27 protein-coding genes and 1 pseudogene are annotated in these 24982 nt (G+C 69.7%); 12 read left to right on the plus strand and 16 right to left on the minus strand.

Annotated features, from left to right (window positions below; all coding sequences use genetic code 11):
* Nucleotide 1: 1 nt before the first annotated feature.
* Genes AB0F91_RS30390 through AB0F91_RS30400 form a run of 3 tightly spaced genes read right to left on the minus strand, consistent with a single transcriptional unit; the run spans nucleotide 2 to nucleotide 1675 of the window.
* Nucleotides 2-874: a PHP domain-containing protein gene (locus AB0F91_RS30390; protein WP_360602960.1), complete on the minus strand. Its 873-nt coding sequence runs from the start codon at nucleotides 872-874 to the stop codon at nucleotides 2-4.
* 55 nt (nucleotides 875-929) lie between these two features.
* Nucleotides 930-1490: a PH domain-containing protein gene (locus AB0F91_RS30395; RefSeq protein WP_220246440.1), complete on the minus strand. Its 561-nt coding sequence runs from the start codon at nucleotides 1488-1490 to the stop codon at nucleotides 930-932.
* A gap of 20 nt (nucleotides 1491-1510) precedes the next feature.
* Nucleotides 1511-1675 (minus strand): hypothetical protein, encoded by a 165-nt coding sequence (locus AB0F91_RS30400; RefSeq protein ID WP_204091374.1) that lies wholly within the window; start codon nucleotides 1673-1675, stop codon nucleotides 1511-1513.
* A gap of 169 nt (nucleotides 1676-1844) precedes the next feature.
* On the opposite strand from AB0F91_RS30400, the gene AB0F91_RS30405 reads away from it, so the two are divergent.
* Nucleotides 1845-2246: an NUDIX domain-containing protein gene (locus AB0F91_RS30405; RefSeq protein ID WP_360602962.1), complete on the plus strand. Its 402-nt coding sequence runs from the start codon at nucleotides 1845-1847 to the stop codon at nucleotides 2244-2246.
* 242 nt (nucleotides 2247-2488) lie between these two features.
* Here AB0F91_RS30405 and AB0F91_RS30410 read toward each other — a convergent pair whose 3' ends face one another.
* Nucleotides 2489-3604: a DUF2332 domain-containing protein gene (locus tag AB0F91_RS30410; RefSeq protein ID WP_360602964.1), complete on the minus strand. Its 1116-nt coding sequence runs from the start codon at nucleotides 3602-3604 to the stop codon at nucleotides 2489-2491.
* A gap of 347 nt (nucleotides 3605-3951) precedes the next feature.
* Between AB0F91_RS30410 and corA the strand changes: the two genes are divergently transcribed.
* From corA to AB0F91_RS30430, 4 genes are all read left to right on the plus strand, one after another.
* Nucleotides 3952-5040: a magnesium/cobalt transporter CorA gene (gene corA, locus AB0F91_RS30415; RefSeq protein ID WP_360602966.1), complete on the plus strand. Its 1089-nt coding sequence runs from the start codon at nucleotides 3952-3954 to the stop codon at nucleotides 5038-5040.
* A gap of 194 nt (nucleotides 5041-5234) precedes the next feature.
* Nucleotides 5235-5888, plus strand: a complete 654-nt coding sequence (locus AB0F91_RS30420; protein WP_360602968.1) for a metallophosphoesterase — start codon at nucleotides 5235-5237, stop codon at nucleotides 5886-5888.
* Nucleotides 5885-6727: a chromosome partitioning protein ParB gene (locus AB0F91_RS30425; RefSeq protein WP_360602970.1), complete on the plus strand. Its 843-nt coding sequence runs from the start codon at nucleotides 5885-5887 to the stop codon at nucleotides 6725-6727. Before AB0F91_RS30420 ends, AB0F91_RS30425 begins: the two co-directional genes overlap by 4 nt.
* A gap of 56 nt (nucleotides 6728-6783) precedes the next feature.
* The gene (locus tag AB0F91_RS30430) at nucleotides 6784-7038 is read left to right on the plus strand and encodes a hypothetical protein (RefSeq protein ID WP_360602972.1); all 255 of its coding nucleotides are present in this window, start codon (nucleotides 6784-6786) and stop codon (nucleotides 7036-7038) included.
* On the opposite strand, the gene AB0F91_RS30435 is transcribed toward AB0F91_RS30430, so the two are convergent.
* Nucleotides 7024-8205, minus strand: a complete 1182-nt coding sequence (locus AB0F91_RS30435; RefSeq protein ID WP_360602974.1) for an alpha/beta fold hydrolase — start codon at nucleotides 8203-8205, stop codon at nucleotides 7024-7026. The genes AB0F91_RS30430 and AB0F91_RS30435 overlap by 15 nt on opposite strands.
* A 262-nt stretch (nucleotides 8206-8467) precedes the next feature.
* Nucleotides 8468-8913 (minus strand): annotated as a pseudogene (locus AB0F91_RS30440) (MFS transporter); the annotation flags it as partial.
* Between the two features lie 122 nt (nucleotides 8914-9035).
* Here AB0F91_RS30440 and AB0F91_RS30445 point away from each other — a divergent pair.
* The gene (locus tag AB0F91_RS30445) at nucleotides 9036-9749 is read left to right on the plus strand and encodes a TetR/AcrR family transcriptional regulator (protein ID WP_360602976.1); all 714 of its coding nucleotides are present in this window, start codon (nucleotides 9036-9038) and stop codon (nucleotides 9747-9749) included.
* 88 nt (nucleotides 9750-9837) lie between these two features.
* Here AB0F91_RS30445 and AB0F91_RS30450 read toward each other — a convergent pair whose 3' ends face one another.
* Complete coding sequence (locus AB0F91_RS30450; protein ID WP_360602978.1) at nucleotides 9838-10032, minus strand: PspC domain-containing protein; 195 nt, start codon at nucleotides 10030-10032, stop codon at nucleotides 9838-9840.
* Between the two features lie 226 nt (nucleotides 10033-10258).
* Between AB0F91_RS30450 and AB0F91_RS30455 the strand changes: the two genes are divergently transcribed.
* Complete coding sequence (locus AB0F91_RS30455) at nucleotides 10259-11173, plus strand: hypothetical protein (RefSeq protein ID WP_360602980.1); 915 nt, start codon at nucleotides 10259-10261, stop codon at nucleotides 11171-11173.
* Between the two features lie 55 nt (nucleotides 11174-11228).
* On the opposite strand, the gene ugpC is transcribed toward AB0F91_RS30455, so the two are convergent.
* The 8 genes from ugpC to AB0F91_RS30495 form a co-directional block, all read right to left on the minus strand.
* A complete protein-coding gene (gene ugpC, locus AB0F91_RS30460) occupies nucleotides 11229-12410 on the minus strand; it encodes a sn-glycerol-3-phosphate ABC transporter ATP-binding protein UgpC (RefSeq protein ID WP_360602982.1) in 1182 nt (393 codons plus the stop codon).
* A gap of 3 nt (nucleotides 12411-12413) precedes the next feature.
* A complete protein-coding gene (locus AB0F91_RS30465) occupies nucleotides 12414-13256 on the minus strand; it encodes a carbohydrate ABC transporter permease (protein ID WP_360602985.1) in 843 nt (280 codons plus the stop codon).
* On the minus strand, nucleotides 13256-14167 hold the full coding sequence (locus AB0F91_RS30470; RefSeq protein WP_360603073.1) for a sugar ABC transporter permease: 912 nt from the start codon (nucleotides 14165-14167) through the stop codon (nucleotides 13256-13258). The genes AB0F91_RS30465 and AB0F91_RS30470 overlap by 1 nt, the downstream gene beginning before the upstream one ends.
* 71 nt (nucleotides 14168-14238) lie before the next feature.
* Entirely contained in the window at nucleotides 14239-15555 is a 1317-nt protein-coding gene (locus tag AB0F91_RS30475) for an ABC transporter substrate-binding protein (RefSeq protein ID WP_360602987.1), read from the minus strand.
* 384 nt (nucleotides 15556-15939) lie between these two features.
* Nucleotides 15940-16461: a general stress protein gene (locus tag AB0F91_RS30480; protein ID WP_360603075.1), complete on the minus strand. Its 522-nt coding sequence runs from the start codon at nucleotides 16459-16461 to the stop codon at nucleotides 15940-15942.
* A 96-nt stretch (nucleotides 16462-16557) separates the two neighbouring features.
* On the minus strand, nucleotides 16558-17457 hold the full coding sequence (locus AB0F91_RS30485) for an alpha/beta hydrolase (RefSeq protein ID WP_360602989.1): 900 nt from the start codon (nucleotides 17455-17457) through the stop codon (nucleotides 16558-16560).
* Between the two features lie 66 nt (nucleotides 17458-17523).
* Nucleotides 17524-18480: a sigma-70 family RNA polymerase sigma factor gene (locus AB0F91_RS30490; RefSeq protein ID WP_360602991.1), complete on the minus strand. Its 957-nt coding sequence runs from the start codon at nucleotides 18478-18480 to the stop codon at nucleotides 17524-17526.
* 60 nt (nucleotides 18481-18540) lie between these two features.
* Nucleotides 18541-19737, minus strand: coding sequence for an acyl-CoA dehydrogenase family protein (locus AB0F91_RS30495; RefSeq protein WP_360602993.1), 1197 nt, complete (start codon nucleotides 19735-19737; stop codon nucleotides 18541-18543).
* Nucleotides 19738-19873: 136 nt separating this feature from the next.
* On the opposite strand from AB0F91_RS30495, the gene AB0F91_RS30500 reads away from it, so the two are divergent.
* Both AB0F91_RS30500 and AB0F91_RS30505 read left to right on the plus strand, forming a co-directional pair.
* Nucleotides 19874-20182, plus strand: a complete 309-nt coding sequence (locus tag AB0F91_RS30500; protein ID WP_285970319.1) for a DUF4190 domain-containing protein — start codon at nucleotides 19874-19876, stop codon at nucleotides 20180-20182.
* A gap of 43 nt (nucleotides 20183-20225) precedes the next feature.
* Nucleotides 20226-21029, plus strand: coding sequence for a DUF4190 domain-containing protein (locus AB0F91_RS30505; RefSeq protein ID WP_360602995.1), 804 nt, complete (start codon nucleotides 20226-20228; stop codon nucleotides 21027-21029).
* 124 nt (nucleotides 21030-21153) lie between these two features.
* Here AB0F91_RS30505 and AB0F91_RS30510 read toward each other — a convergent pair whose 3' ends face one another.
* A complete protein-coding gene (locus tag AB0F91_RS30510; RefSeq protein ID WP_360602997.1) occupies nucleotides 21154-22059 on the minus strand; it encodes a slipin family protein in 906 nt (301 codons plus the stop codon).
* Between the two features lie 95 nt (nucleotides 22060-22154).
* Here AB0F91_RS30510 and AB0F91_RS30515 point away from each other — a divergent pair, with 95 nt between their 5' ends.
* The 3 genes from AB0F91_RS30515 to AB0F91_RS30525 all read left to right on the plus strand — a co-directional run bounded on the left by AB0F91_RS30515 (nucleotide 22155) and on the right by AB0F91_RS30525 (nucleotide 24975).
* Nucleotides 22155-23054, plus strand: coding sequence for an aminoglycoside phosphotransferase family protein (locus AB0F91_RS30515; protein ID WP_360602999.1), 900 nt, complete (start codon nucleotides 22155-22157; stop codon nucleotides 23052-23054).
* Nucleotides 23055-23126: 72 nt separating this feature from the next.
* Nucleotides 23127-24458, plus strand: a complete 1332-nt coding sequence (locus AB0F91_RS30520) for a CBS domain-containing protein (RefSeq protein WP_360603001.1) — start codon at nucleotides 23127-23129, stop codon at nucleotides 24456-24458.
* Complete coding sequence (locus AB0F91_RS30525; protein WP_360603003.1) at nucleotides 24451-24975, plus strand: DUF1003 domain-containing protein; 525 nt, start codon at nucleotides 24451-24453, stop codon at nucleotides 24973-24975. Before AB0F91_RS30520 ends, AB0F91_RS30525 begins: the two co-directional genes overlap by 8 nt.
* Nucleotides 24976-24982 lie beyond the last annotated feature (7 nt).

A 24982-nucleotide genomic window follows, 5' to 3' on the forward strand; every position in this document is an offset into this window, starting at 1 on the left:
CTCAGCCCTTCACGATCTGCGATCCGGTGGCGCGCGCGACGAGCTGCTCGAACTGACCGGGGTCGGTCGTCTCCTGGCCGAGGCCGATCGTCTTGTTCGTGCCGTGATAGTCGCTCGACCCCGTGCGGATGAGCCCCAGCTCGTCGGCGAGCTCACGGGTGCGGAGACGCGTGGCCGGCTCGTGGTTGGGGTGGTCCACCTCGATGCCGGTCAACCCGCGGCGGGCGAGGTCTCGCAGGGTGTCCTCGCTGATCGTCGCGCCGCGGCTGGAGGCGAAGGGGTGCGCGATCACCGTGACGCCGCCCGCGGCGACGATCATGTCGATCGCCTCTTCGACGGGGGTGTCGTGGCGCGGCACGTAGTAACCGCGGCGGCTGCCGAGGTACTCGGCGAAGGCCTCGTCGACGCTCGACACCAGCCCGGCGCGCACGAGCGCCTGCGCGAGGTGGGGGCGACCGGCCGGCGAGTCGGCGGGCAGCAGGCCCATGATCTCGTCGGCGTCGATCGGGAGGCCGTCGGCGGCCATGCGGGCTGCCATCGCGCGCAGCCGCGTGCGGCGCTCGGCCCGCAGGCGTGTCTGCTCGGCGACGAGCGCGGGCGCGGTCGGGTCGAAGAGGTACGCGAGCAGGTGCACGCTGATCCGCCGGCCCGTTTCCGGGTCGACGGACACGGTGGACAGCTCGGCTCCGGGGACGAGGGTCAGCCCGGGCGGAACGGCCTCCGCCGCCGGCGCCCAGCCGGCGGTGGTGTCGTGATCAGTGATCGCGACCACGTCGAGGCCGGCCCGGACGGCGGCGTCAATGAGCCCGGAAGGGCTGTCAGTGCCGTCTGAGGCCGTGGAGTGGGCGTGCAGGTCGATGCGCATCGTGACCATTCTCGACGATGCGCTGCATCACAGCGCCGCCGGTACCTGGGACAACGCCCGGCGGTCAGCCGACGGGCTTCTTGCCCCTCGCCGCACGCTGCGCCTTGATCATGGAAAAGCGCTCGGCCTGCTTCTGCTTGTCGCCGAACACGAGCTCCGAGATCGTGTCGTAGAACTCCTCGGGCCGCGGCAGGTAGTCGATGCGGTTCAGCGCCTGGATCTGCCCGGCGGACTCGACGACCATCGTCCCGTAACCGAGCACCCGGCCCCAGCCGGGCCGCTCGTACGTGAGGTCGGTGACCTTCGTGATGGGCATCATCAGCACCTTCGTGGTGATGACGCCCTTGGTCAGCACGAACCGTTTGTCCGTGACGACGAGGCGCTCGACCCACCACTGGACCACCGCGTAGGCGAACCGCAGCACGACCAGCAGCGCGACGTACCAGAGGATGTTCTGCACCACCCACAACGACGGTGGCAGCAGGTACGAGACCAGCACGCAGACGGCGAGCAGAGCCGCCGCCTCGAACGTGTCCCAGAGCAGCACTGCCCAGTGGCGGCGGATGCGGATGACCCGCCGCTCGGTGTCGAGCAGGTACTCGTCGGGGTCGCGTGGCGCGAACATGTCTCGAGGTTATCCCCCCGTCAGCCGTTGAAGACGTTGCTGACGAACGAGACCACCGATTCGGCCGAGCTACGGAGGAATTCGACGATGTTGCCGACGAGACCCGCCGCCTGGTTCGGCTGAGCGATCACGAAGAACAGCACCAACGCGATACCCACGAGACCCGCAAGCTTCTTCGCGTTCACAGCGATCAATCCCGTCTCTAAACGTGGCACCGGAAAACTGACTTTCTACGTTGTACCGCACCAACCACCCACGTGGCAGGAAAGTCCCGCGCATGGGTCAGCAGGCCGTCCGAAGTGTACCGTATGGCTACTCTCCGTGTACAGCGTGACCGATCTAGAGTTGACCCTCATGGACACCCGAGTGCCCTGCGTGGGCGGCATCGTCTTCGACGACCTGGGCAGACTGCTGCTCATCCGGCGCGGTCACGATCCGGGCAAAGGCCTCTGGTCGTTGCCCGGCGGCCGCGTCGAACGGGGCGAAACGGACACCGAAGCCGTCGTCCGCGAGCTGCGCGAAGAGACCGGACTCGACGTGACACCGCACACATTCGTGGGCATGGTCGCCCGCGGCCCCTACGACATCCGGGACTACGAGTGCACCGTCGCGACCGGAACCCTCACCGCCGGCGACGACGCGGACGACGCGCGCTGGGTCGACTCGGCCGAACTGGTGGAACTGGACACCTCAGGCCTGCTCGTGGACTTGCTCTTCATCACGCTACGTGACTGGGGTGCGCTGCCGCGGGCCTGAGTCAGTCGGTGCAATTCCGCGGCACGGCGATTGCTTGCGCGAATGTTCGTGGTTTTCGTACGCCGGTGAATGGTGTCAGCCCCACACCGACCGTCGGATGAGCACGGGAAATGCGGGTTGCGCAATTCCCTGTCAATGCATCTGCATGTGACGACGCACGGGCGGGCGGTCCGCCGGATGTGACTGATGGGGTGAATGTGACACCGGTGACACAGCGTGCAATGGTGCACCTGCGCGAGCCGTCAGGCCGGCAGCCAGGTCATGCGCTGGCCGTGCGGCGACGTCCGGGCCAACGTGCGGACGACCGGATTTCCCTCGGACCACGTGACCAAACCGAGTACACCGGCGTCCGACGAGTCCGGCGCCAGGGCGTCCAGGTCGGTGCGGTCGGGCAGCAGCAGCTCGAGGCCCGCTGCGTAGAAGCCCTGCGTGACCCACCACAGCGGACGCGAAGCCGCCAGCGACGCCAGCGCGTCCACGAAGTCGGCCCGGCGGTCGCCGAAGTAGGCCAGCGCGTGGCTGGTCAGGACCACCAGCGGCAGTTCTGCCGGCAACGTCGCCGCGGCGGCGGCCAGGTCGTCCACCCCATCGCCGGCGATCAGGGGCGGGACGTGCTTGCGTTGTTCCGCGGCGGCCGTGCGCAGCAGGCGGATGCGGTCCGGCTGGTCGGCCCAGACGCAGGCCTCCAGCCAGGCCAGCTCGTCCTCGTCGGCGAGGTCGACGGGCGCACGGTCCAGACCGGCGCGCGCGGCGATGGAAACCTTCTTCGGCAGCTTCGGCAGCACGGCGCCGGGCGCGAGGTCCAGGGCGCAGTGCAGGCCGACGGCGGCCTTGGCAGGGCCGGCGACGAGCTGTTCACCGCCGTCGCACTGGTAGCGGTAGGAGAAGCGGTCGAGACCGAGCAGCAAACCCGCGCTGCAGCCCACCTCGAGCAGGGCGATCTTGCCGCCCGCTTCCTTCGCCGCCGCCGCGACCGCGGGGTAGACGAGCGACGCGCGGCGGACCTCGTTGGTCTGGGTGTAGCGGGTCGAAATCAGTTCGCGGGCCTTGTCCGCGCGTTCGAGCAGGAAGGTGCGAAACAGCGGCCAGGTCTCGTTGTCCACGCCGTCGAAACCACCCAGTGACGGGTAGTAGCGCGAGAGCGGGTGGATCGGGTCGGCCTGGATGAGGCGGTGGGCCGCGGCCAGCAGCAGGGTGCCGCGAGCCTCGCCGCCGCGGGCGTCGGTGAGCAGGCCGGCGACGTCGTCGTCCTCGGCCGCCTGCGTGGCGAGGTGGTCGTACAGCGGCGAGACGCCGCGCGCCTCGACCTCGGCGAACGTGCGCAACCGCTGCTTGATCTCTTCCAGGGCGATGGCCACCCGAGCTCCTCCTCGAACAACTCCGTGCCGGGGTAACGCCGCCTGAGCCACTTGCGACACTCACCGGTGGTGAGGAGTACCCTCGACCATTGGTGTTCGTGCGTCAACGCGAGCCCCACCACTCTCCGCGTCTCACGATCGCGCCGGCCCGAAGGAGGTGAGGAACGCCCCATGAGTAGTGGCGATAGTCCGCTCCCTAGTAGTCCCAGCGTTCCCGCCGAGCCGGCCGGCCGATCTTTCTCCTGGTAGGTCCGGCGAACAGGGAACGCCGGTGATGCCGGACGGACGCTGAAGTCCGCCTGGCCGTCGTCTTCGTGCCCCACCACGACGCCAGCCCAGGAGATCCCATGCCTGCCATCCCCTCCCTCGGAGGCCTTCGCGGCCGCGGCGGCAGCCGCACCAAGCCGATGCTCGAGCGGCCGATCCCCGTGCCCCTGTCGGCGTACGTCGTCGACTGTGCGGTGTACGTCGACGGCGCGCGGTTGCCCGGCCGCTGGACGCATTCCGAGGCCATCAAAGAGGTGCGCAAGCGGCACGTGGGGTTCGTCTGGATCGGACTGCACGAACCGGACGGAGAGCAGATCCAGGGCATCGCCGACACTTTCGGGCTCCACGAGCTGGCCGTGGAAGACGCGCTGGAAGCCCACCAGCGCCCGAAGCTCGAGCGCTACGACGACACGCTCTTCCTGGTGCTCAAGACCGTCCGCTACGTGGAGCACGAGTCGCCGACCACGGCCAACGAGATCGTCGAGACCGGCGAGCTCATGGTGTTCCTCGGCCGCGACTTCGTGATCACCGTGCGCCATGGCAACCACTCCGGCCTCGCCCGGCTGCGCCGCGACCTGGACGACGACCACGAGCGCCTGAGCCTCGGCCCGGCCGCGGTGGTCCACGCCATCGCCGACCACGTGGTGGACCACTACCTCGAGGTCTCGAGCCGCATCGAGTCCGACATCGACGAGATCGAGGCGCAGGTGTTCGCGCCGCGCTCGCTGGTGAGCGCCGAGCAGATCTACCTGATGAAGCGGGAAGTGCTGGAGCTGCGCCGCGCCGTGCTGCCGCTCGCCACACCCGTCTCGCGCCTGGCCGAGGGGTACACGCGGCTGGTGCCCGACGAGGTGCGCTCGTACTTCCGCGACGTCGCCGACCACCTCGTGACCGTGTCCGAGCGCGTGGCCGCGTTCGACGAGCTGCTGAGCACCCTGGTCGACGCCACCGTCGCGAAGATCTCGCTGCAGCAGAACACGGACATGCGCAAGATCACCGCATGGGCCGCGATCATCACTGTGCCCACGATGGGCGCGGGGATCTACGGCATGAACTTCGACTACATGCCCGAGCTGCACTGGAAGTTCGGCTACCCGATCGCGGTCACGGTGATCTTCGCGATCTGCCTGCTCCTGTACCGAATATTCCGGAAGAACGGCTGGCTCTAGGCCGCCACGCGGTCCCCGTTCCTTCACCCGGTAGCGCGACAGGAGCACCCCCATGCCTCGTTTGCTGACCAACCTCAAGTTCTGGGCCCTGGCCCTCGGGATCGTCTGGATCCTCGGCATCGTCACCGTGATCACCCTCAACCCGGGGTTCTCTCACGGCATGAAGTGACGCCACCAGGCCTTATCCTGGGCGCATGCCCAAAGCGCTGGTGGTGGCCGACGAGGTCGACGAGCGGTTGTGGACCGGTGTGGTCCACTCGCTCGACGTCGACCTCGTGGTCGCCGCCGGCGATCTGCCCTACGACTACCTCGAGTTCCTCGCCGGCGCGCTCGACGTGCCGTGCGTGTTCGTGCCGGGCAACCACGATCCCGACCTGAGCGGCTACACCCGCTACGGCGGGCTGTCCATGAAGGACGGTTTCCCGACCGAATGGCCCGGACCCGCGGGCGGGATCAACGCGGACGGGCGCGTGGTCGACGTCGCCGGTCTCCGGTTCGCCGGGCTCGGCGGCTCGATCCGGTACAACGACGGCCCGAACCAGTGGACGCAGCGCCAGCAGTCGCGCCGGGCCCGCGGGCTCGAGTGGCGCGCGAAGTGGCGCCGTCGCCGCGACGGGCGCGGGGTCGACGTGCTGCTCACCCACTCCCCTCCGCTGTACCTCGGCGACCGCGAAGACCCGCCACACCGCGGTTTCGCCTGCCTGCACCGCACGATCGCCACGCTGCGGCCGCGCTGGCTGCTGCACGGCCACATCCACCCGCACGGCGAACCGGTGCCCGACCGCGTGGTCGGCACCACTCGTGTGCGCAACGTGGTGGGCCACCGGATCATGGAGTTCCCGCGATGACCAGACCCACGGGTTTCCCGCGCGCCGACGCCGAACACGACTTCCTGCGCGCCCGCCGCGGCCAGGTCCTTTCGCGGCTGTCCACGTGGCTGCGCCGCGAGCCCGACGACGTGAACATCATGCTGCCGTTCCACGAAGTCGTCGACGCGCTCGGTTACGCCGGCGAGTCACGCATCGGGCTGCGAGTGATCACTTTGGACTCGATCGTGGGCACGGTGGACCGCAGCCGCGACTTCGACCGCCGCTTCCGCCCGACGTCCGGACGCGTGCGCGAACGCTGGGAACGGCTCGCGCTCGCGGCCCGCCGCGGGGAGGCGATCCCGCCGATCGAGGTGTACCGCGTGGGCGAGCTGCACTTCATCATCGACGGCCACCACCGCGCGTCCGTCGCCCACGCGCAGGGTCTGTCCACAATAGAGGCCCAAGTCACGGTGGTGCGCACGAAGCTCGACCCCACCGGAATCCGCTATCGCGGCGACCTGATCGTGAAGGACTACCGGCGGCTGTTCCTCGAACGCGTGCCGCTGACGGGCCACGCACGAGCGTCGGTGATCATGTCGGACCCGTGGGACTACGCGCAGCTCGGCGAGCACGTGGAAGCGTGGGGCTTCCGGTTGATGCAGGACGAGGGCCGCTTCACCGACCGCGCCAAGCTCGCACAGCGCTGGTTCGACGAGGAGTTCACGCCCGTCACCGGCATGCTGCGCCAAGCCGACCTGGTCGGCGACCGCACCGACGCCGAGGCCTACCTCTGGGTCGCCGCCGAGCGCTACCGGCTCATCCGCACCCACCGCTGGGACGACGACGTGATCGAGGCCCTGCGTTCCCGTCGTCACTGACCCTCCTTGTCAGGTCTCCCCTGTCCGGCGCCGGTGTGTACATCTGCGACGGGTGCGTGAGCCTGTGCGGCGAGATCCTCGGCGGGCAGCACGAGCCGGCCACGCCGGAAGTCACGCTGTGGGAACGGAAGTCCGACGACGAGATCCTGCAGAGCATCCCGCGCATGGCCATGGTGAGCGCACAGGCCGACGCGCGCATCCAGGCCCAGGTGGACCTGCTGCGTTCGCGCGGCTTCGCGTGGGCCCGCATCGGCGAGGCGCTGGGGGTCACCCGGCAGTCGGCGTGGGAACGATTTTCAGCCGACAAGTGATGCGGTGAGCGTCTTTCGCAGCCATGGATAGACGGTGCCCGTCCACACCTGCTGGCCGAGGCCGGCGCAGTGGCCGTCGACGCCTTCCGCGGCGGTGAGCCGCACGACCTGGGCTCGCGTGGTCAGCGCGTCTCGCAGCCGCGGTCCACCGCCGGCCGCGAAGTCGTGTTCCGATTCGACCAGCAGGGCCGGGCAGGTGATGTTCGCCGCGTCGGCCAGCATCGTGAACCGCCGCAGCTCGGCGAAGTACTCGCGGACGGAGTCGATGCCGTGCGCCGCCATCCGGGCGCGGAAGAACTCCGCGCGGTCGGCGTTGCGCCGCATCTGCACCCGCACGACGGGCGCGGCGGTCAGCGCACGCGGGCCGGAGGGCACGCGCGCGCCGAGGTCCGGCTGCGCGGGGTCGCACACGAGCGCGGCGATCCGGTGCTCGGCGGTCGCGGCGCGCGGCGCGAGGTAGCCGGCGAACGACCGTCCGACGAGCACGACCTGCGCCGGATCGACCTCGGGCCGGTCGAGCAGCCAGTCGAGTACGGGGGTGAGCACGTTCTCGAAGTCGTGGCGCAGGTACCGGTGCTGGACGAAGAGCGTCTCGCCTTGCCCGGGGCCGTCGAAGGTGAGCACGTTGTAGCCCCGGTCGACGGCGCCGGGCACGTCCAGCCAGCCGGACTCGGCCGTGGAGTCGTAGCCGCACGGCAGCACGACGGTGGGCCGCGGCGTGCTGGAGGCGTGCGGAGTGAAGAAGTAGCCGTGCAGAGTCGTGTCCTCGTACGGGATCCGCACCGCTTCGGCGGGGTCGTCGAGAAGCTTCGCGGCTTCCGCGAACGCCTCGGCGTGACCGCGGTACGCCGTTTGCAGCCGTGGATCGTCCACATCGGACCGAATGAAGTAATACGCCTGGCGGAAGTACTCGCTCGCGCGCAGGAACGCGTGCCGCGCGCTCACGCGGTCGCCCGCGGCCAGCGCGGAGTCCGCCGCGACGCGAGCCCGGTCCGCCGTGGCCGACCACGCGTCGTACCAGCCGCCGCCGGAAAGCTTGCCGAGGCCGCGCGCGGTCGCGAACGCCTCGCCGAGGTCGGCCGCGTGCACCACCGCGGCGTTGAGCGTGCGCTTGAACTGGCCGTCGTAGCTGGGATCACTGAAGAAGACCTTCGCCGGGTCCGTCATGTCCGGTAAGTCGCCACAGGCCACGGCGCGGGTTACAGGTTTTGAAAAAGACCGGCACTCGCCGGCCAGGCCGCGAACCCAGCCACCCGCTCAAAGCGATGTCGCCGCCTCGACGGAGCCGAGGCAGAAAAATTCAGTGGGCCACCGGAGCCACGGCCGCGCCGCGTGGTGCGCCCGGGCGCAGCAGCAGCCCGGCGATCACGGCGCCGGCCGCAAAGACGACCGCGGCCCAGGTGAAGGCCGTGGTGTAGCTGCGCACAGCCGGGTCCGTGAACGTGGTGGTGAGCAGGGAAAGCGCGGCCGGCGCGAGCAGCGCGCCGAACACACCCCTGTGCCGCGCGGGCGATCAGCAGCATCTCGATGCTGCTCGCCGCGCCGCCGATCGCGGACACCGCGGCGAAGCCGGCGAGGCCCACGAGGAACGCGTTCTTGCGCCGAACAGGTCCGCGAGCCGCCCACCGAGCAGCAGCGGGCTGCCGAAAGCGAGCGCGTACGCGGTGACGACCCACTGGCGGGCGTCGTCGGAGAAGCCGAGGTCGACCTGGGCCGACGGCAACGCGACGTTCCCGATGTGGCGTCGAGCACCGCCATCAGCTGGGCCAGGCCGATCACCACGAGGATGGCCCAGCGTCTGGCGTGGTGCGGGTTTTCGGCGTGGCTCGGCGCGTCCTCCCCCGGACGCTCGACCGTGGCCGACGAGTCGGGCATGCGGATTTCCCTCACGGATAGTGATCACAACGCTATGTGGAGTAGATACCGCCCGATTTCTCGACCCAAGGTACGCAAGAACCGGAGATGGTGCCTCGACTTCTTTTGGTAACCTGGACGCCATGACACGGGACGCTGCTCCCGCCGCACCGGCGCGGCCGCTGCGGCGTGATGCCGAGCTCAACCGCCGGCGCATCCTCGAATCCGCTCGCGCCGTCTTCGGCAAACGCGGGCTGGAGGCGACGCTCGACGACGTCGCGCACCACGCCGGCCTGGGCGTCGGCACCGTCTACCGGCGGTTCCCCAGCAAGGAACACCTGGTCGAGGCGATGTTCGTCGAACAGCTGCAGGAGATCGCCGACCTCGCGGAACAGGCGCTGAGCGCCGAAGACCCGTGGGACGGTTTCGTCGGCTTCGTGTGGCGCACGGTCGAGCTGCACTCCGCCGACCGCGGGCTGCGGGAGATCATGCTGTCCAAGGCGTTCGGGCACGAGCACGTGGCCGAGGTGAAGGCGCGCATGGTGCCGCTCATCACGCGGCTGGTGGAGCGCGCGCAGGAGTCCGGGCAGCTGCGGGCGGACGTCGTGCCCACCGATCTGCCGCTCATCCACCAGATGGTCGGTGCGGCGGTCGAGTACACCAGTGCCGTGGAGCCGCACCTGTGGCGCCGCTGCCTCGCGCTGATCCTCGACGGCCTGCGAGCCGAGCCGGGCCGCGCGACGGAGCTGCCGCACCCGGGGCTCGACCAGGCCGAGATCGACCAGGCGATGTGCGCGTGGCGTCAGCCCCGTCACCCGCACCCGGCCACGCCGCCGACCCCTCGCACAAAGCAGTGAAGCTCCGCTCTTCGCACCGAAGCACCCCAATGTGGCGTTCGGTGCGCTGAACGCACCGAACGCCGCATTGGGGCGGCCGGAGGCAAGGTCAGTCGCTGGGCATGACGGCCCAGAGGACGAGGTAGGCGACGAACTGCGGGCCGGGCAGCAGGCAGGACAGCAGCGCGAGCACGCGGACCTTGCCTGGCGTGGTGCCGAAGCGGCGGGCGAGCCCGGCGCACACGCCGCCGATCATGCGGTCGTTGCGCGGGCGGATCAGCCTCTGCGTGACAGGTGCGGTCATCGTGGTCCCCTCCCGTTGGGTTCGTGACTCCAGGACACCAGGACGGCGCCGCGAGCACATCGCTCCCTGGGACGATTCGGGCCCCTAGGGGCCCGAGCCCGTCACCGCGCCACGCACGGACCGGCGTCCGATTTCACTGCACTGACCTGCGCGGACACCGCGGCGTGGGGTGGGATTTCCCTGTCAGGGCTGATTTTTCGGGCGATTCGTGGTGATACTGCACCCCGTGCGCTCCCCCTTCGGATCCATTGTCGTCGCGCTCGGTGGCGCGATTCTGCTCGCCGGCTGCTCCTCGGCGGCCGCCCCCGCGCCCGTCTCGCAAGGCCCCTCGCCGATGACGGCAGTGGCGGCACTCGGCGCCTTCACCACGCTCGACTACTGCAGTCTGCTCGACGTCTCCCGCCTGCGCGGCGCGACGGCCGACGACCCCGACTCGTCGTTCACCGACTGCCGGACCGACTACGTGCGCAGCGGGCGCCAGCACACGGTGAGCGTGGGCCCGCTGGCGGCCGACGCCGACCCGAACGTGAAGCCGTACGAGTACTCCGGCCCGCTCCCCGACGGCGTCGCCGTGCAGCAGGCCGGCTTCACACCCGACAAGACGTGCTCGCGCGTGGTGACCTTCGCCGACGGGATCCGCCTCAACGTCGCCGTGACCGACGCCGAGGGCGCCGGCGCGTCGGACGACCGCTGCACCGATGCCGACGCCGTGGTCGGCGGGGTTCTCGCCGCCGCGAGCGGGGGCAAGGTGCGCCACCACCAGTTCACCGACCGCTCGTGGGGCCGCGTGGACCCGTGCGCGCTGCTCAACGTCCACGAGCTCGACGCGATCGCCGGCGCCGGCACGCAGCCCTCGCCCGGGTTGTCGGGCCACTCCTGCATTCGCGGCACGGTGAGCGTCGCGTTCTCCGTGCAGAAGCAGGCGCCCACCGGCGCGACCGAAACCCTCGGTGGCCGCACGGCCCGCCGGAGCACCGACGGCGCGTTCTGCCGGCTGACGGCCACCCAGCCGTCGCCGGACACCCCGGGACGCGGCGAGCAAGCCGTGGTGAGCGTGGTGGACACGAGCGGTTCGAGCGGCGCGGCCGCGTGCCCCGTCGCGAGCCAGGTCGCGGCGCTGGTGTTCGCGAAGATCCCCTGAGCACGACGAAGGCCCCTTCCCAAGCTGAGCGAGAAGGGGCCTTCGCGGTGGCAACCTATTCCTGGTAGGTCAGGTTCCGCCCGTTACTCGGGTCGAACAGCTTGACCTTGTCCGCGTCGAACCAGATCTCCAGGTCCGCGTTCTCCGTGGCCTGCGACTCGGCCGACAGCCGGGCCACGATGAGCGACGCGGCGCCCGGCACGTCGGCGGAACCGCTGTCGGCGGCCAGCTCGGCGAGCTCGGCCGACGTGGCCACCTCGCCTTCCACCGTGAAGTGCGCGAACTTCTCCGAGCCCATCGACTCGAGCACGTCGATGTGCGCGGTGAACGTGGAACCGGCGCCGCGCTGGGCCGCGTCGACGAGCGCCGCGTCCTCGAAGTTCTCCGGCCGGATGCCGGCGATCACCTCGCGTGGGGCGTTGGCGGCCTCGGCCATCCGGCGGACGCGGTCGGTGAGCGGCGTGGTGCCCAGCGGGCTGTGCAGCTCGCCGTTCTCCAGCGTCGCCGGGACGAAGTTCATCGACGGCGAGCCGATGAAGCCGGCCACGAACAGGTTCGCCGGGTTGTCGTAGAGGAACTGCGGCGAGCCGATCTGCTGCACGTACCCGGCCCGCAGCACCACCACGCGGTCGCCCAGCGTCATGGCCTCGGTCTGGTCGTGCGTCACGTACAGCGTGGTCGTGCCCAGCTGCTTCTGGATCTTCGACACCGACGTGCGCATCTGCCCACGCAGCTTGGCGTCCAGGTTGGACAGTGGCTCGTCCATCAGGAACGCCTTGGGGTTGCGCACGATCGCGCGCCCCATCGCCACACGCTGGCGCTGGCCGCCCGACAGGTTCGACGGCTTGCGGTCCAGGTGAGCGGTGAGGTCGAGGATCGCCGCCGCCTCCTCCACCTTCGCGCGCACCGTCGCGTCGTCGACTTTGGCCAGCCGCAGCGGGAACGCCATGTTCTCCCGCACGCTCATGTGCGGGTAGAGCGCGTAGGACTGGAACACCATTGCGATGTCGCGGTCCTTCGGCGCCTTCTCGTTCACACGCTTGCCGTCGATGCGCAGCTCGCCGGACGAGATGTCCTCCAGCCCCGCCACCATGTTGAGCGTAGTCGACTTCCCACAGCCGGACGGGCCGACGAGGATGATGAACTCGCCGTCCGCGATCGTGATGTCCACTTCGGACACCGCGAGCGCGCCGTCGGGGTAACGCTTCGAAACCTTGTCGAGGACGATTTCAGCCATGGGTCAGCCCTTCACCGCACCGGACGTCAGCCCCGCCACGATGCGACGCTGGAAGAACAACACGAACAGGATGATCGGGATGGTGATCACGACCGCGGCCGCGCTCACCTGACCCGTCGGGTCCTCGAACTGCGAAGACCCCGTGAAGAACGACAGCGCGGCCGGCACCGTGCGCGACGCCGTGGTGGACGTCAGCGAGATGGCGAACAGGAAGTCGTTCCAGCAGAAGATGAACACCAGGATTGCCGTGGTGAACACGCCCGGCGCGGCCAGCGGCGCGATCACCTTCCGGAAGGCCTGGGCCGGTGTCGCGCCGTCCATCTTCGCCGCTTTTTCGAGCTCCCACGGGATCTCCCGGAAGAACGCCGAGAGCGTGTAGATCGAAAGCGGCAGGGCGAACGTGATGTAGGGCAGAATCAGCCCCATCCACGTGTCGAACAGGCCCAGGTTGCGCTCGATGTTGAACAGCGGCGTGACGAGCGAGACCTGGGGGAACATCGCGATCAGCAGGGAAAGCCCCACGAGCAGCCGCTTCCCGGGGAACTCGAGGCGCGCGATGGCGTAGGCGGCCATCGTGCCCAGCACCACCGCGATCACCGTGGAGATCACCGAGATGCCGATCGAGTTCACCAAGGCCCGCAGGAACTCCGACGTCTGGAAGATGTCGGCGTAGTTCTTCAGCGTCCACTGCTGGGGCCAGAAGCTGCCGTCGTTGAGCGTGTCCTTCGTCTTGAAGGACAGGGAGATGATCCACAGCACGGGAATCAGCGCGAAGGCCACGACGAGGATGTCGACGAGGCCCCACCTCACTTTGCGGCCGGTCGTGACCGCACCACCGATGGCCATCAGCGTTTACCCCCGTCGTCCGTACCGGGTGCGGCGGTGCCGAACACCTTGATGAAGAGGAACGCGATGATCGCCACCGTGATGAAGATCAGCACGGCCATCGTGGACCCGATGCCGAGGTTCAGACCCTTGACGAGGTTGTCGTAGGTCATCATCGACACCGATCCGGTGTCCTGCGCGCCATTGGTGAGCACGTAGATGTTGTCGAAGATGCGGAACGCGTCGAGCGTGCGGAACAGCAGGGCGACGAGGATCGCGGGCTTCATCACCGGCAGCATCACCTTGGTGAACCGCTGCCACGCGCTCGCGCCGTCCATCGCGGCCGCCTTGAGCAGGTCCTCCGGCACCAGCGCGAGACCGGCCATCAGCAGCAGCGCCATGAACGGCGTGGTCTTCCACACCTCGGCGAGGATGATGATGAACAGCGACGGCCACTGCTCGGTGAGCGGCGCCGCGCCCTCGCCGAGGGCGTTCGCCAGGTAGCCCGTCTCCGGCGTCCACGCGAAGTACCACGAGAACGCCGCCACGACCGTGACGATGCCGTACGGGATCAGTGCGACGGTGCGCACGAGCCCGCGGCCCACGAGCGTGCGGTGCATGATCAGCGCGAGCGCCATGCCGAGCGCGAACTCGATCGCCACCGACACCACGGTCAGGAACATCGTGGTGCCGAACGCGGTCCACCAGTACGAGCTCGTGAGCACGGCCCCGTAGTTGGCCAACCCGATGAACTCCTGCTGCGCCGGGAACCTCAGGTCGTAGCGCTGCAGCGAAAGCCAGATCGAGTAGACGATCGGGTAGCCCGTCACCGCGATCATCACGAGGAAGGCGGGCGCGCAGAGCCACAGGCCCAGCCGCCGTTCGGCCCTCTTCCCCTCACTGAGAACGGGTTTTCCCTTGCGGTGGCTCACGGCCTCGTGCGCGGCCGGTGCGCCGGTGGTTTCGGCGGTGTCGGCGGTGCCGGTTGAGGGGTCCTGGACGGTCACGGGATCACTCCCTTCGACTGGAGCGCGTCACTGAGTTGTTCCCGCAGCTGCTGGGCCGTCACGGGCGGGTTGATCTCCGAAGGCGGCGACAGGATCTTCGACATGACTGTGGACGCGTTCTGGTACGCCGGGGAAAGCGGGCGCACCGCGGCGGTCTTCAACGCGTCGAGGATGGTGTCGCGCATCGGGTACTTGATGGCCATGTTCGGGTTGTCGTTCGACGCCGGCTTCGACGGGTCGAGCGGAACGTCGTTGTGGTACACCGATTCGATAGTCGGCGGCACGCCGTCGTTGATGGCCGAGAACTTCTGGTTCTCCGCACTGCGCAAGCACAACGCCGCCTCGAACGCCTGGGGCTTGTGCTGCGAGTACGTGCTCACCGCGAGGTCGTAGCCACCGATGGTCGTCTTCGCCGGCATGCCGGCTTTCGCCTCCGGGTACACCGCCCACTTGAAGTGCGACAGGTCCTGCGGCTTCTCCTCGGCGTAGGAGGCGTAGACGAACGGCCAGTTGAGCTCGAACGCGGCGTTGCCGCGCTGGAACGTCTGCCGGACGTCGTCCTCCTTCTGGTTGGTCAGCGACGGGTCCGTGATGCCCGCCGACGTGACCTGCTTGAGCAGCGCCAGCGCGTCCACCGCGCCCTGGTCCATCACCACGGACTTGCCGTCGTCGGACAGGATGTGGCCGCCGAGCGATTCCACCAGCGTGTTGTAGATGACGACCAGGCCTTCGTACTGCGCACCGGTGAACACGATGCTGTACGGCTTGCCTTCCTTCTTGAGCTGCTGCGACATCTGCATCATCTCGTCCCACGTCTTCGGCGGGTTCGGGGTGATGCGATCGTCGTACCAGAGCAGCTGCACGTTGGTGTTCTTCGGTGCGGCGTAGAGCTTCCCGTTGTAGGTGGCCGTCTCGAGCGGTCCTTGCAAAACGCCGTCGGACGCGGCGGCCTTGTTCTGCCCGGTCCACTCCTCGGCCCAGCCGGCCTCGGCGAACTCCGACACCCACGTCACGTCGAGACCGAGGACGTCCATCGAGGTGTCACCCGCGGCGAGCCGGCGTGCCATCTGGATTCGCTGGTCGTCGGCACCGCGCTGGAGTTTGTTGTAGACGATTTCGTAGCGACCGCCCGCGGCTTTGTTGCAGTTGTCGACAACGGTCTGGAAATTGTCCTCGGGCGCGTAGTACACGTTGATCTTCATCGGTCCCGCGCCCGTGCCACAAGCGGCGAGCAGACCCGTGGCCATGAATCCGGCGGCCAGCAGCGCGCCCGTTCGGGCGGGCGAGCGACCCCGTAGCCTCTTCTTCCCCATCGAACAAAAGCCTCCTCACCCGCGCACGCCGGTTACCGTGACGCCCCCAGGCATCACGACGCGATGAGGCGAGTCGCGCCAGCACCCCGACGTGCTAGTGCTCGGTCGGTCGCGCTGGAGGACGCGGCCGTCCGACTGGTGTCGGACAACCTATGCCCGGCGATCACACCCCGCAAGCATTATCCGTAACGATTCAGGCTTGTGCAGCGCGAAACGCCGGAATAACCGGGGTGAACTATGGACCGACAGTGCTTCCATTCGGGTGACTCAGCACGAATTAGCCATCTGCACAACCCGAATTCGGCCCAGGGCGCTCCCTAATCCGCGCCTGTTCTTCACTGCCCGGCACCACGGGGGATGCGGCACCGAGCAGTGGAACGAGTGTCAGGCGGTGGCGGGTGGCGGCTTCAACGCCAGCTTCGAGAGCAGTTCCCGCCCCTGTTCGGCCGAACGCGGCTGGCACAGCACGTCGTAACGGCCGGCCACCAATTGACTCGCGGAGGAGAAGTCGCGACGTCCGCGGGACGCGCGGTAGCCGATGGCGGCGAACAGCAGACCGGAAAGGACACCGAGCACGAGCCCGGTGAGCAGTTGCAACGCGAAGCCCTGGTTCACGAAAAAGCCCAGCAGCAGCCCGGCGAACAAGCCGAACCACGCGCCGGACATCGCGCCCGCGCCCAGGACCCGGCCCCAGGTGAGCTTGCCGATCACGCGCTCCACGAGCATCAGGTCCACGCCGACGATCGTCACGTCGGTGACCGCGAACTCGCTCTCCGCCAGGAAGTCGACCGCCCGCTGGGCTTCCTGGTAGGTGCCGTACGACCCGATCGGCCAGCCGGTGGGCGGCGTCGGGAGCCGCGGCGGCCCGGCCGGCCGTCCACCACCAAAGGGACTGCTCACCATCATCACCTGCGTACTCGTCCGGTCCGAGGGGTCCATCTTGTCAAGAACCGGCGAACCGTGCGAACCGCGTACTGGTGAATGCCGTTCACCGGCCCTGCGTCAGTGGTCCAGCCCCTTCGCGAAACCGAACACGGCGTCGGCGAACAGCGCGGGCTCCTCCAGGTGGCCGAAGTGCCCGCTGTGCTCCAGGACCACGAACCGCGACCCCGAAATCCCGTTATGCAGCTCGCGGCCCCAGCGCAGCCCGCAGATCACGTCGTAGCGGCCGACGACCACGAGCGCCGGCACCCCGATCGTGTTCAGCACCGGCCGGTCGTCGAACAGCTCGGGAGTGCCGTCGGCGTCGCGGCCGGAGATGTACACGCCGCTCACCTGGTCCTGACGCGGGCCGAACTCCGCGAAACGACCGCGGAAGTCGGCGAAGTACGCGGGGAGGATGCCGCGCACGGCCTTGGTGACGTCCTCGTCGGACGACATCGAGCCGAGCGACTGGAACGCCGCGAGCACGTCGGGCAGACCGGGGTCGCCTTCGGAGCGGGCCGCGTACTCCTCCAGCTGTCGCATCAGCTCCTCGCCGTGCTCCGCCCCGACGACCGGCGCGCTGTCGTAGAGCACGATCCCGGAGACGCGCTCGGGGTGCGTCAGCGCGAGGCGCTGGGCGACGAACCCGCCGTGGGAGTGCCCGAGCAAGAGGGTCTTCTCGAGCCCGAGGTGGTCGAGCAGGGCGAGGACCGCGCGGACGTAGCGGTCGCGCGTGTAGCCGTCGGGGTGCGTGGCCAGCCGGCTCGACCCGCCGGTGCCGATGGGCTCCGGGTAGACGACGGTGAACTGCTCTTCCACGACCGGCATGCGCAGGTACTCCCAGTCGATGCCGGGGCCGCCGGAGTGCGCGAGGCACACCGGCCCGGAGCCGTGGACGTGGTAGCGCTGCACGAGGCCGTCGAGCTCGACGGTGTGGGTTCCGGGGGCAAGGTGGTCGGTCACGGCTGGGTTGGTCACGGGGTGCTCCGTCTCGTACGGGTGTCTGGGCACCCGCACGATGCGCGGCGGTGACCGTTGGTTCGATCAGTTCGCTGTGACGACGGCCATAGCCCCGCTCGGTGCCGGAGTCCTCGGGGCGTGGTGGAGCCGCAGATCCGCGACACGGCCCCGGTCCAGCGTCATCAGCCACGCGACGCCGGGCGGGCAGTGCATCGGGTTGTCGGGCGGGTTGAGCAGGTCCATCTCCCACACCACGACGTCGCGGCTCGCGACGACGTGCACCGGCCGCTGGCGGACGCCGGCGGCGAGGTCGCCCTGCATGCCCCGCAGCAGGAAGTCGTGGCCGACTCCCCGGACGTCGCCCGCGGTGAGCACGACGTCCTCGGCCCACCGGTCGGCGAGCACCCGGGTGAACTCGCCGCGTTCGGCCGCGGCCAGGGTGTCCAGCGCGTCGAGTTTGCTGCCCGCGACGAGGGCGCCGGCGTCGTCGTGGGCCGAGGCCGCGGTGGCGCGCAGGGCTTCAGCGAGCTTGGCGCGGCCCTGGTTCAACCGGCTGCGCACGGTGCCGACGGGGATGCCGAGCGCCCGCGCGATCTGCTCGTACGACGTGACGCCGAGCGAGAAGTGCCGCAGCATCATCACCATCCGCACGGGTGGCGAGAGCTGTTCGACGGCCTGCCAGACCCAGTCGCGCAGCGCGTGGTCGTCGAGCAGTTGCTCGGGCGTGGCGAGCGTGGAAGTGGTGAGGTCCCAGCCGTCGGCAACGGGAATGTCGCGTGTGGACCGAAGCCGCGCGCGGCAGGCGTTGCGCACCACCATCCGCAGCCACGCGCCGACCGCGGCCGGGTCGCGGACGTCGCCGATCCGCCGCCGCGCGATCACGGCCGCGTCCTGCACGGCGTCGGCTTCGGCGGTGTACCCGAGGAGTGCGATCGCGACGCCGCGCATGCCGGCTTCGTGGCGCGCGAGGAGCACGCCGAGCGCCGTCACGTCACCGGACTGCGCGGCGCGCGTCAGCTCGGTGTCCGAAAGCTCGCTCACCGCTCCAGCGTACGAGCGGTCTCGCCGCACGTCGGTGTGAACTCGGGTACTCGGAGCCGCTCAGGATTTCGACTTGTACTCGCGCAGCAGGCCGCGGCTGATGATGGTCTTCTGGATCTCGCTGGTGCCCTCGCCGATGAGCAGGAACGGCGCCTCGCGCATGAGCCGTTCGATCTCGTACTCCTTGGAGTAGCCGTAGCCGCCGTGGATGCGGAACGCGTCCTGGGTGACCTCGGCGCAGTACTCCGAGGCGAGCAGCTTCGCCATGCCGGCCTCGACGTCGTTGCGGGCGCCGGAATCCTTGAGCCGGGCGGCGTTGACCATCATCAGGTGCGCGGCCTCGACCTTCGTGGCCATCTCCGCGAGCTTGAACGCGATGGCCTGGTGCTCGGCGATCGGTTTGCCGAACGTCGTGCGCTGCTGCGCGTACTCCACCGCCAGCTCGAACGCGCGGATCGCGATGCCACACGCCCGCGCCGCCACGTTCACCCGCCCGACCTCGACACCGTCCATCATGTACGCGAAGCCCTCGCCGGGTGCGCCGCCGAGGACCTGGCCGGCGTCGATGCGGAAGCCGTCGAACACCGCCTCGGTGGTGTCGACGCCCTTGTACCCCATCTTCTCGATCTTCCCCGGGATCGTCAGGCCCGGCAGCACCTCGCCGTAGCCCTCGGGCTTCTCGACCAGGAACGTCGTCAGGTTGCGGTGGGCCCGCTCCGCGCCCTCATCGGTCTTCACGAGCAGCGCGATCAGGTTCGAGGTGCCGCCGTTGGTGAGCCACATCTTCGCGCCGTCGAGCACGTAGGAATCACCGTCGCGGCGGGCCCGGGTCTTGATCGCCGCCACATCGGAACCCAGGTCCGGCTCCGACATCGAGAACGCGCCGCGCACCTCGCCCGTGGCCATCCTCGGCAGGTAGTGCCGCTTCTGCTCTTCGGTGCCATGGCGGGAAACCATGTGCGCGACGATGAAGTGCGTGTTGATCACGCCCGAGACGCTCATCCAGCCGCGCGCGATCTCCTCGACCACCAGCGCGTAGGTGAGCAGCGACTCGCCGAGGCCGCCGTACTCCTCGGGGATGGTGAGGCCGAACAGGCCCAGCGCCTTCATGCCCTCGACGATCTCCGCCGGGTAGGCGTCCGCGTGCTCCAGCGCCTGCGCATGCGGGATGACCTCCTTGTCCACGAACGAGCGCACCGTCGCGAGGATCTCGGACTGCACGTCGGTCAGGCCGGCGGTCTGGGCGAGGCGGGCCATCACGGGCTCCTTCCGCGGGGTTACCGCGGAGTATGGACGGCCGGGCGGGTACGCGCCTATGAGGGTGCTCACGCCGTGACCGCGTTTGCCCCGTTAAAGTGCGTTTCCGGGCAACCTGTGGCTGGGAAGGAGCGTGATGAACGAGAGCTACGAACACCCGTCGTTCGAGCACCAGCCGTACCCGCCGCAGGGCCCGCCGCCCGGCGCGGGTCTGGCGATCGGGTCGCTGGTGTGCTCGATCGCGGGCTTCATCGTGTGCGCGCCCGCCGCGATCGCCGGGGTCGTGATGGGACACATCGCCTACTACCGCTCGCGCCACGGGAGGGCGACCGGCGGGGCGCTGGCGATCGCCGGGTTCGTGATCGGTTACCTGGCGCTGGCCGTGTGGGGGATCATGATCCCGCTCGTGCTGCACGAGCTCGACAAGTACGGCGCCTTCGGCTGAGAAGGCTCGCGGTGGGCGACCACCAGAACCGAGGGGGAACCCGATGACCAACCCGTCCGGGCCGCAGGACCGACCGAACGAGACCACGGCGTACGAGCCGCCGGCGATGGCCGACCCCGGCTCCTACGAGCCGCCGGCCACCGCGGACCCGGCGCCGTACGACCCCCCAGCGGGCGACGCGACGGGGTTCAGCTCGCTCGACAGCGTCAGCTCGGCGAGCGACCAGCCGGCGAGCTTCGCGGCGCCGGACAGCACCGGGTCCTCGAGCGAGACCGCTTTCGCCGCGCCGAACTCGACCGACACCGCCTCGCCGTACGCGGCACCGGCCCGCACGACCGGTGAGCAGCCGTCTCCCTACGCCGCGCCCGGCAGTCAGCCCTCGGCCGGCTTCGCGATGCCCGGCCGGCTCGAGCCCGCCGCGTACCCCGGCGTCCAGCCGGCCGGTGCGTACGCGGCCCCGGCCTACCCCGGCCAGCCCTACCCGGGCCCGACGGCCTCCTACCCGGGCGCTCCCGGTGTGTCCAGTGCGCCGGCCGCCGCGCCATACGGCCAGCCCTACCCGCAGCAGCCCTACGGCCAGCCGTACTCGCCCTACGGCCCGCAGCAGTCCAACGGTCTCGCCATCGGCGCGCTCGTCTGCTCGCTACTGGGCCTGATCACGTGCCTGATCGCGATCCCCGGCATCGTCATGGGCCACATCGCGCTGGCGAAGGCCAACCGCGGCGAAGCGGGCGGCCGCGGCATGGCGCTGTCGGCCGTGGTGATCGGTTACGTGATCGTGGCGCTGTACGTGGGCTTCTTCGTCACGATCGTGATCCTCGGGACCAACGGCTACCTCGACAACTAACCGGCCTGGCGCGCCCGCGCGAGCCCGTCGACGAACAGGTCGAGCCGGCGGGCCGCGCGGGTGGGCCCTCCGGCGCGACCAGTGTCAGCCGGAGAACACTCCGCTTCCCTGCCGGACGGCGGGGTCACTCGGCCAGTGCGTCGCCTTCCTGGCGCGGCTGTGGCGGACCGGCGTGCCCGTTGGTCTCGGGCGTGGCCACCTGCCGCGGGGGCTTCTCGAGCGCAGGCACCTCGGGCGGCTCCGGCTCGGCCGGTTCCTCGGGCGCCGGCTTCTTGGCCTGCGGGGTGTTCGCGTCGAGGAAGCGCAGCAGCTCGACCGGGAACGGCAGGACCAGCGTCGAGTTCTTCTCCGCTGACACCTGCACCACGGTCTCCAGCAGGCGCAGTTGCAGCGCCGACGGGACGTGGGCCATCGTCTCCGCGGCCTGGGCCAGCTTGTGCGACGCCTGCAGCTCGCCGTCGGCCGAGATCACGCGGGCGCGGCGCTCGCGTTCGGCCTCGGCCTGGCGCGACATCGAGCGCTTCATCGTCTCCGGCAGGGCCACGTCCTTGATCTCGACGCGGTCGATGTGGATGCCCCAGTCGAGCGCGGGGCTGTCGATCATCAGCTCCAGGCCCTGGTTCAGCCGCTCGCGGTTCGACAGCAGGTCGTCGAGGTCGCTCTTGCCGATGATGGACCGCAGCGACGTCTGGGCCACCTGCCCGACGGCCGCGCGGTAGTCCTGCACGTTGATCGCGGCCAAGACCGGGTCGATCACCTTGAAGTACACGACGGCGTCGACGCGCACCGTCACGTTGTCGCGCGTGATGCCGTCCTGCCCCGGGACCGGCATGGTGACGATCTGCATGTTGACCTTGTGCATGCGGTCCGCAACCGGTACCAGCAGCGTCAGACCGGGCCCGCGCACCTCCGGGCGCACCCGCCCGAAGCGGAACACCAGGCCACGTTCGAACTGCTTCACCACGCGCACGCCGGAGGCGAGCCACACCCCACCCACGACGACCACCGCGCTGAGAATTTCAACGATCATGGCAGCTCCCCGGGATCGCAGAACCCCTGAATTTTGACTGTACGCGCGGTTTGGGCGCAGGGAAATGACTCGACGTGACCGGCACGATGGGGAAGGTGACCCGACTCGTGATTCCGCCGGCGTTCGCCGCCCGCGCACCCCGTGTTCTCGGACCCGAGTGCCTGCCGTGGCTGGCGTCGCTGCCCGACCTGGCCGACAGCTTCGCCCGCGAGTGGGACCTGGAGTTCGAGGGCGACGCGATGCACGGGTTCGTCAGCGTCGTGCAGCCCGCGCGCCGGGCCGACGGCACGCCCGCCGTGCTCAAACTCGGCTGGCCGCACGAAGAAAGCCGCGACGAACCACTGGCACTGTCCACCTGGGCCGGTCGCGGTGCGGTGTTGCTGCTGGAATCGGCACCCGGCGAAGGCGTGCACCTGCTGGAGCGCCTCGATCACACGCGGACGCTGCACACCGAGCCGGTGCTCGAAGCCGTGGAAATCATGAGCGAGCTCGCGCACCGGCTGGGCGTGCCCGCGCCGCCGCGGCTGTCTCGGACGGTGACCGGTGAAGCAGAACGCCTCCTGGAGGACTTGCCGAAGAGCTGGCACGACCTCGGCGGACCGTTCCCCCGCCGCGAGCTCGACGCGGCCCTCGACGTGTGCCGTGACCTCGGCCCGACCGTGGGCGCGCTGCTCGTGAACGAGGACCTGCACTACGAGAACGTGCTGGCCGCCCGGCGCGAACCGTGGCTCGTGATCGATCCCAAACCGATCGCCGGCGACCTCGAGTACGGCGTGTTCTCCTTGTTGTGGAACCGGTTCGACAAATCCACAGTGGACGCCAAGGTGGCCGCCACCGCGCTCGACCCCGATCGCGTCCGCGCGTGGACGCTCGTGCGCGCGGTACAGAACCGGCTGTGGCTCGAGTCGGATCTGCGCGAGTTCACCGATCTCGGCGACGAGCAGCCCTCCTCCGAGGCTCTGCCCGCTTTGACCGCCTGGGCCTGCGAGTCCTAGCTGAGAGGACGCTGGCAAGACACGGTTCCACGACGCGGGCATCGGGGCCGCCTTGCGGATAGTGTCTGCCCCATGGCTGCCGTGAACAGGGTTTTCGTGGCTCGGCTGGCGGGTCTGCCGGTGTTCGGGCCCGACGGCGAGTCGATCGGCAAGGTCCGCGACGTGGTCGCGGGCCTGCGACTCGACCAGCAGCCGCCCCGCATCCTCGGCCTGGTGGTCGAGCTCGCGACGCGGCGGCGCGTTTTCGTGCCCATGCTGCGTGTCACCACGATCGAGCCCACGGCTGTGACACTGGCCACCGGCTCGGTGAACATGCGGCACTTCACCCAGCGCCCCAACGAGGTCCTCGTGTGCGGGCAGTTGCTCGACGCGCACGCGACGCTCGCCGGCACGGAGACGCGCGTGACGGTGGTCGACGCCGCGATGGAGCCCACCCGCACGCGCGACTGGGTACTCGCGAAGCTCGCCATCCGCGAACGCCAGACCCGGCTCGGGCTCGCCCGCCGCCGCACGGCCATGCACGTGCTGCCGTGGAACGAGGTCGCCGGGCTCGGCCTCACCGATCTGACCGCGCAGGAACCCCAAGGCGCGGGGCAGCTGCTGATGCTGTTCGACACGATGCGGGCCGTCGACATCGCCGCCACCGTGCGCGATCTGCCGCTCAAGCGCCGGCACGAGGTCGCCGACGCGATGGACGACGAACGCCTCGCCGACGTCCTCGAAGAGCTGCCCGACGACGACCAGAAGGAGCTCCTGGCCTACCTGTCGGAGGAGCGCGCGGCCGACGTCCTCGAGGCGATGAGCCCGGACGACGCCGCCGACCTGCTGGCCGAGCTGGCGCCCGCCGACCAGCGCCGGCTGCTGGCGCTCATGGAGCCCGAGGAGTCGGCGCCGGTCAAGCGGCTGCTGGCCTACTCGTCCGACACCGCGGGCGGCCTGATGACCCCGGAACCGGTGGTGCTCACGCCCGACGCGACGGTGGCCGAGGCGCTCGCGCACATCCGCAACGCCGACCTGCCCGCCGCGCTGGCCACCATGGTGTTCGTGTGCCGCCCGCCGACGGCGACGCCGACCGGCCGGTTCGTGGGCGTGGCGCACTTCCAGCGGCTGCTGCGCGAGCCGCCCGCGGAGCTCGTGGCGAGCGCCGTGGACACCGACCTCACGGCGCTGCGACCCAAGGCCTCATTGGCCGAGGTCACGCGCTACTTCGCCGCGTACAACCTGGCGTGCGGCCCCGTGGTCGACGCCGAGGAGCACCTGCTGGGCGCCGTCACCGTCGACGACGTGCTCGACCACCTGCTGCCCGACGACTGGCGCGAAACCGGCCTGCACGACGTCGCCGACGTGCCCGCCGAGGTTCACGGCCGGGCCAAAGCCCACCCCCAGGAGGCCGACCGTGCCTGAACTCACCTCGGGCCGCCGGCTCGACCAGCCGCGCAGCCAGGCGCGGTTCCGGCTCAACATCGACCCGGACACCTTCGGCCGCTTCACCGAGCGCATCGCGCGGTTCCTCGGCACGGGCAAGTACCTGTTCTGGCAGACGCTCATCGTCATCGTCTGGATCGTGCTGAACCTGGCCGCGGTGTCGCTGCGCTGGGACCCGTACCCGTTCATCCTGCTCAACCTGGCGTTCTCCACACAGGCCGCGTACGCCGCGCCGCTGATCCTGCTGGCCCAGAACCGGCAGGACGACCGCGACCGCGTCTCGCTGGAAGAGGACCGCGCCCGGGCCGCGCAGACCAAGGCCGACACCGAGTACCTGGCGCGTGAACTGGCGGCGCTGCGGCTCGCCGTCGGCGAGGTGGCGACCCGCGACTACCTGCGCAGCGAACTCGACCGGCTGCGCGAAGACCTCGCGATGAGCCCGAAGTCACGCAAGGCGAAGCAGGCGGCGAAATCGGACGTGCCGACCGGTACGTAACATGGGT

This window comes from Amycolatopsis sp. NPDC023774 (assembly GCF_040639695.1).
GTDB lineage: Bacteria > Actinomycetota > Actinomycetes > Mycobacteriales > Pseudonocardiaceae > Amycolatopsis.

Bases quoted from the DNA above. Each gene is read 5' to 3' on its own strand.
- AB0F91_RS30390 (WP_360602960.1), bottom strand. From the start codon at position 874: ATGGTCACGATGCGCATCGACCTGCACGCCCACTCCACGGCCTCAGAC.
- AB0F91_RS30395 (WP_220246440.1), bottom strand. From the start codon at position 1,490: ATGTTCGCGCCACGCGACCCCGACGAGTACCTGCTCGACACCGAGCGG.
- AB0F91_RS30405 (WP_360602962.1), top strand. From the start codon at position 1,845: ATGGACACCCGAGTGCCCTGCGTGGGCGGCATCGTCTTCGACGACCTG.
- corA (WP_360602966.1), top strand. From the start codon at position 3,952: ATGCCTGCCATCCCCTCCCTCGGAGGCCTTCGCGGCCGCGGCGGCAGC.
- AB0F91_RS30420 (WP_360602968.1), top strand. From the start codon at position 5,235: ATGCCCAAAGCGCTGGTGGTGGCCGACGAGGTCGACGAGCGGTTGTGG.
- AB0F91_RS30425 (WP_360602970.1), top strand. From the start codon at position 5,885: ATGACCAGACCCACGGGTTTCCCGCGCGCCGACGCCGAACACGACTTC.
- AB0F91_RS30435 (WP_360602974.1), bottom strand. From the start codon at position 8,205: ATGACGGACCCGGCGAAGGTCTTCTTCAGTGATCCCAGCTACGACGGC.
- AB0F91_RS30445 (WP_360602976.1), top strand. From the start codon at position 9,036: ATGACACGGGACGCTGCTCCCGCCGCACCGGCGCGGCCGCTGCGGCGT.
- AB0F91_RS30450 (WP_360602978.1), bottom strand. From the start codon at position 10,032: ATGACCGCACCTGTCACGCAGAGGCTGATCCGCCCGCGCAACGACCGC.
- ugpC (WP_360602982.1), bottom strand. From the start codon at position 12,410: ATGGCTGAAATCGTCCTCGACAAGGTTTCGAAGCGTTACCCCGACGGC.
- AB0F91_RS30465 (WP_360602985.1), bottom strand. From the start codon at position 13,256: ATGGCCATCGGTGGTGCGGTCACGACCGGCCGCAAAGTGAGGTGGGGC.
- AB0F91_RS30475 (WP_360602987.1), bottom strand. From the start codon at position 15,555: ATGGGGAAGAAGAGGCTACGGGGTCGCTCGCCCGCCCGAACGGGCGCG.
- AB0F91_RS30480 (WP_360603075.1), bottom strand. From the start codon at position 16,461: ATGATGGTGAGCAGTCCCTTTGGTGGTGGACGGCCGGCCGGGCCGCCG.
- AB0F91_RS30495 (WP_360602993.1), bottom strand. From the start codon at position 19,737: ATGGCCCGCCTCGCCCAGACCGCCGGCCTGACCGACGTGCAGTCCGAG.
- AB0F91_RS30500 (WP_285970319.1), top strand. From the start codon at position 19,874: ATGAACGAGAGCTACGAACACCCGTCGTTCGAGCACCAGCCGTACCCG.
- AB0F91_RS30505 (WP_360602995.1), top strand. From the start codon at position 20,226: ATGACCAACCCGTCCGGGCCGCAGGACCGACCGAACGAGACCACGGCG.
- AB0F91_RS30510 (WP_360602997.1), bottom strand. From the start codon at position 22,059: ATGATCGTTGAAATTCTCAGCGCGGTGGTCGTCGTGGGTGGGGTGTGG.
- AB0F91_RS30520 (WP_360603001.1), top strand. From the start codon at position 23,127: ATGGCTGCCGTGAACAGGGTTTTCGTGGCTCGGCTGGCGGGTCTGCCG.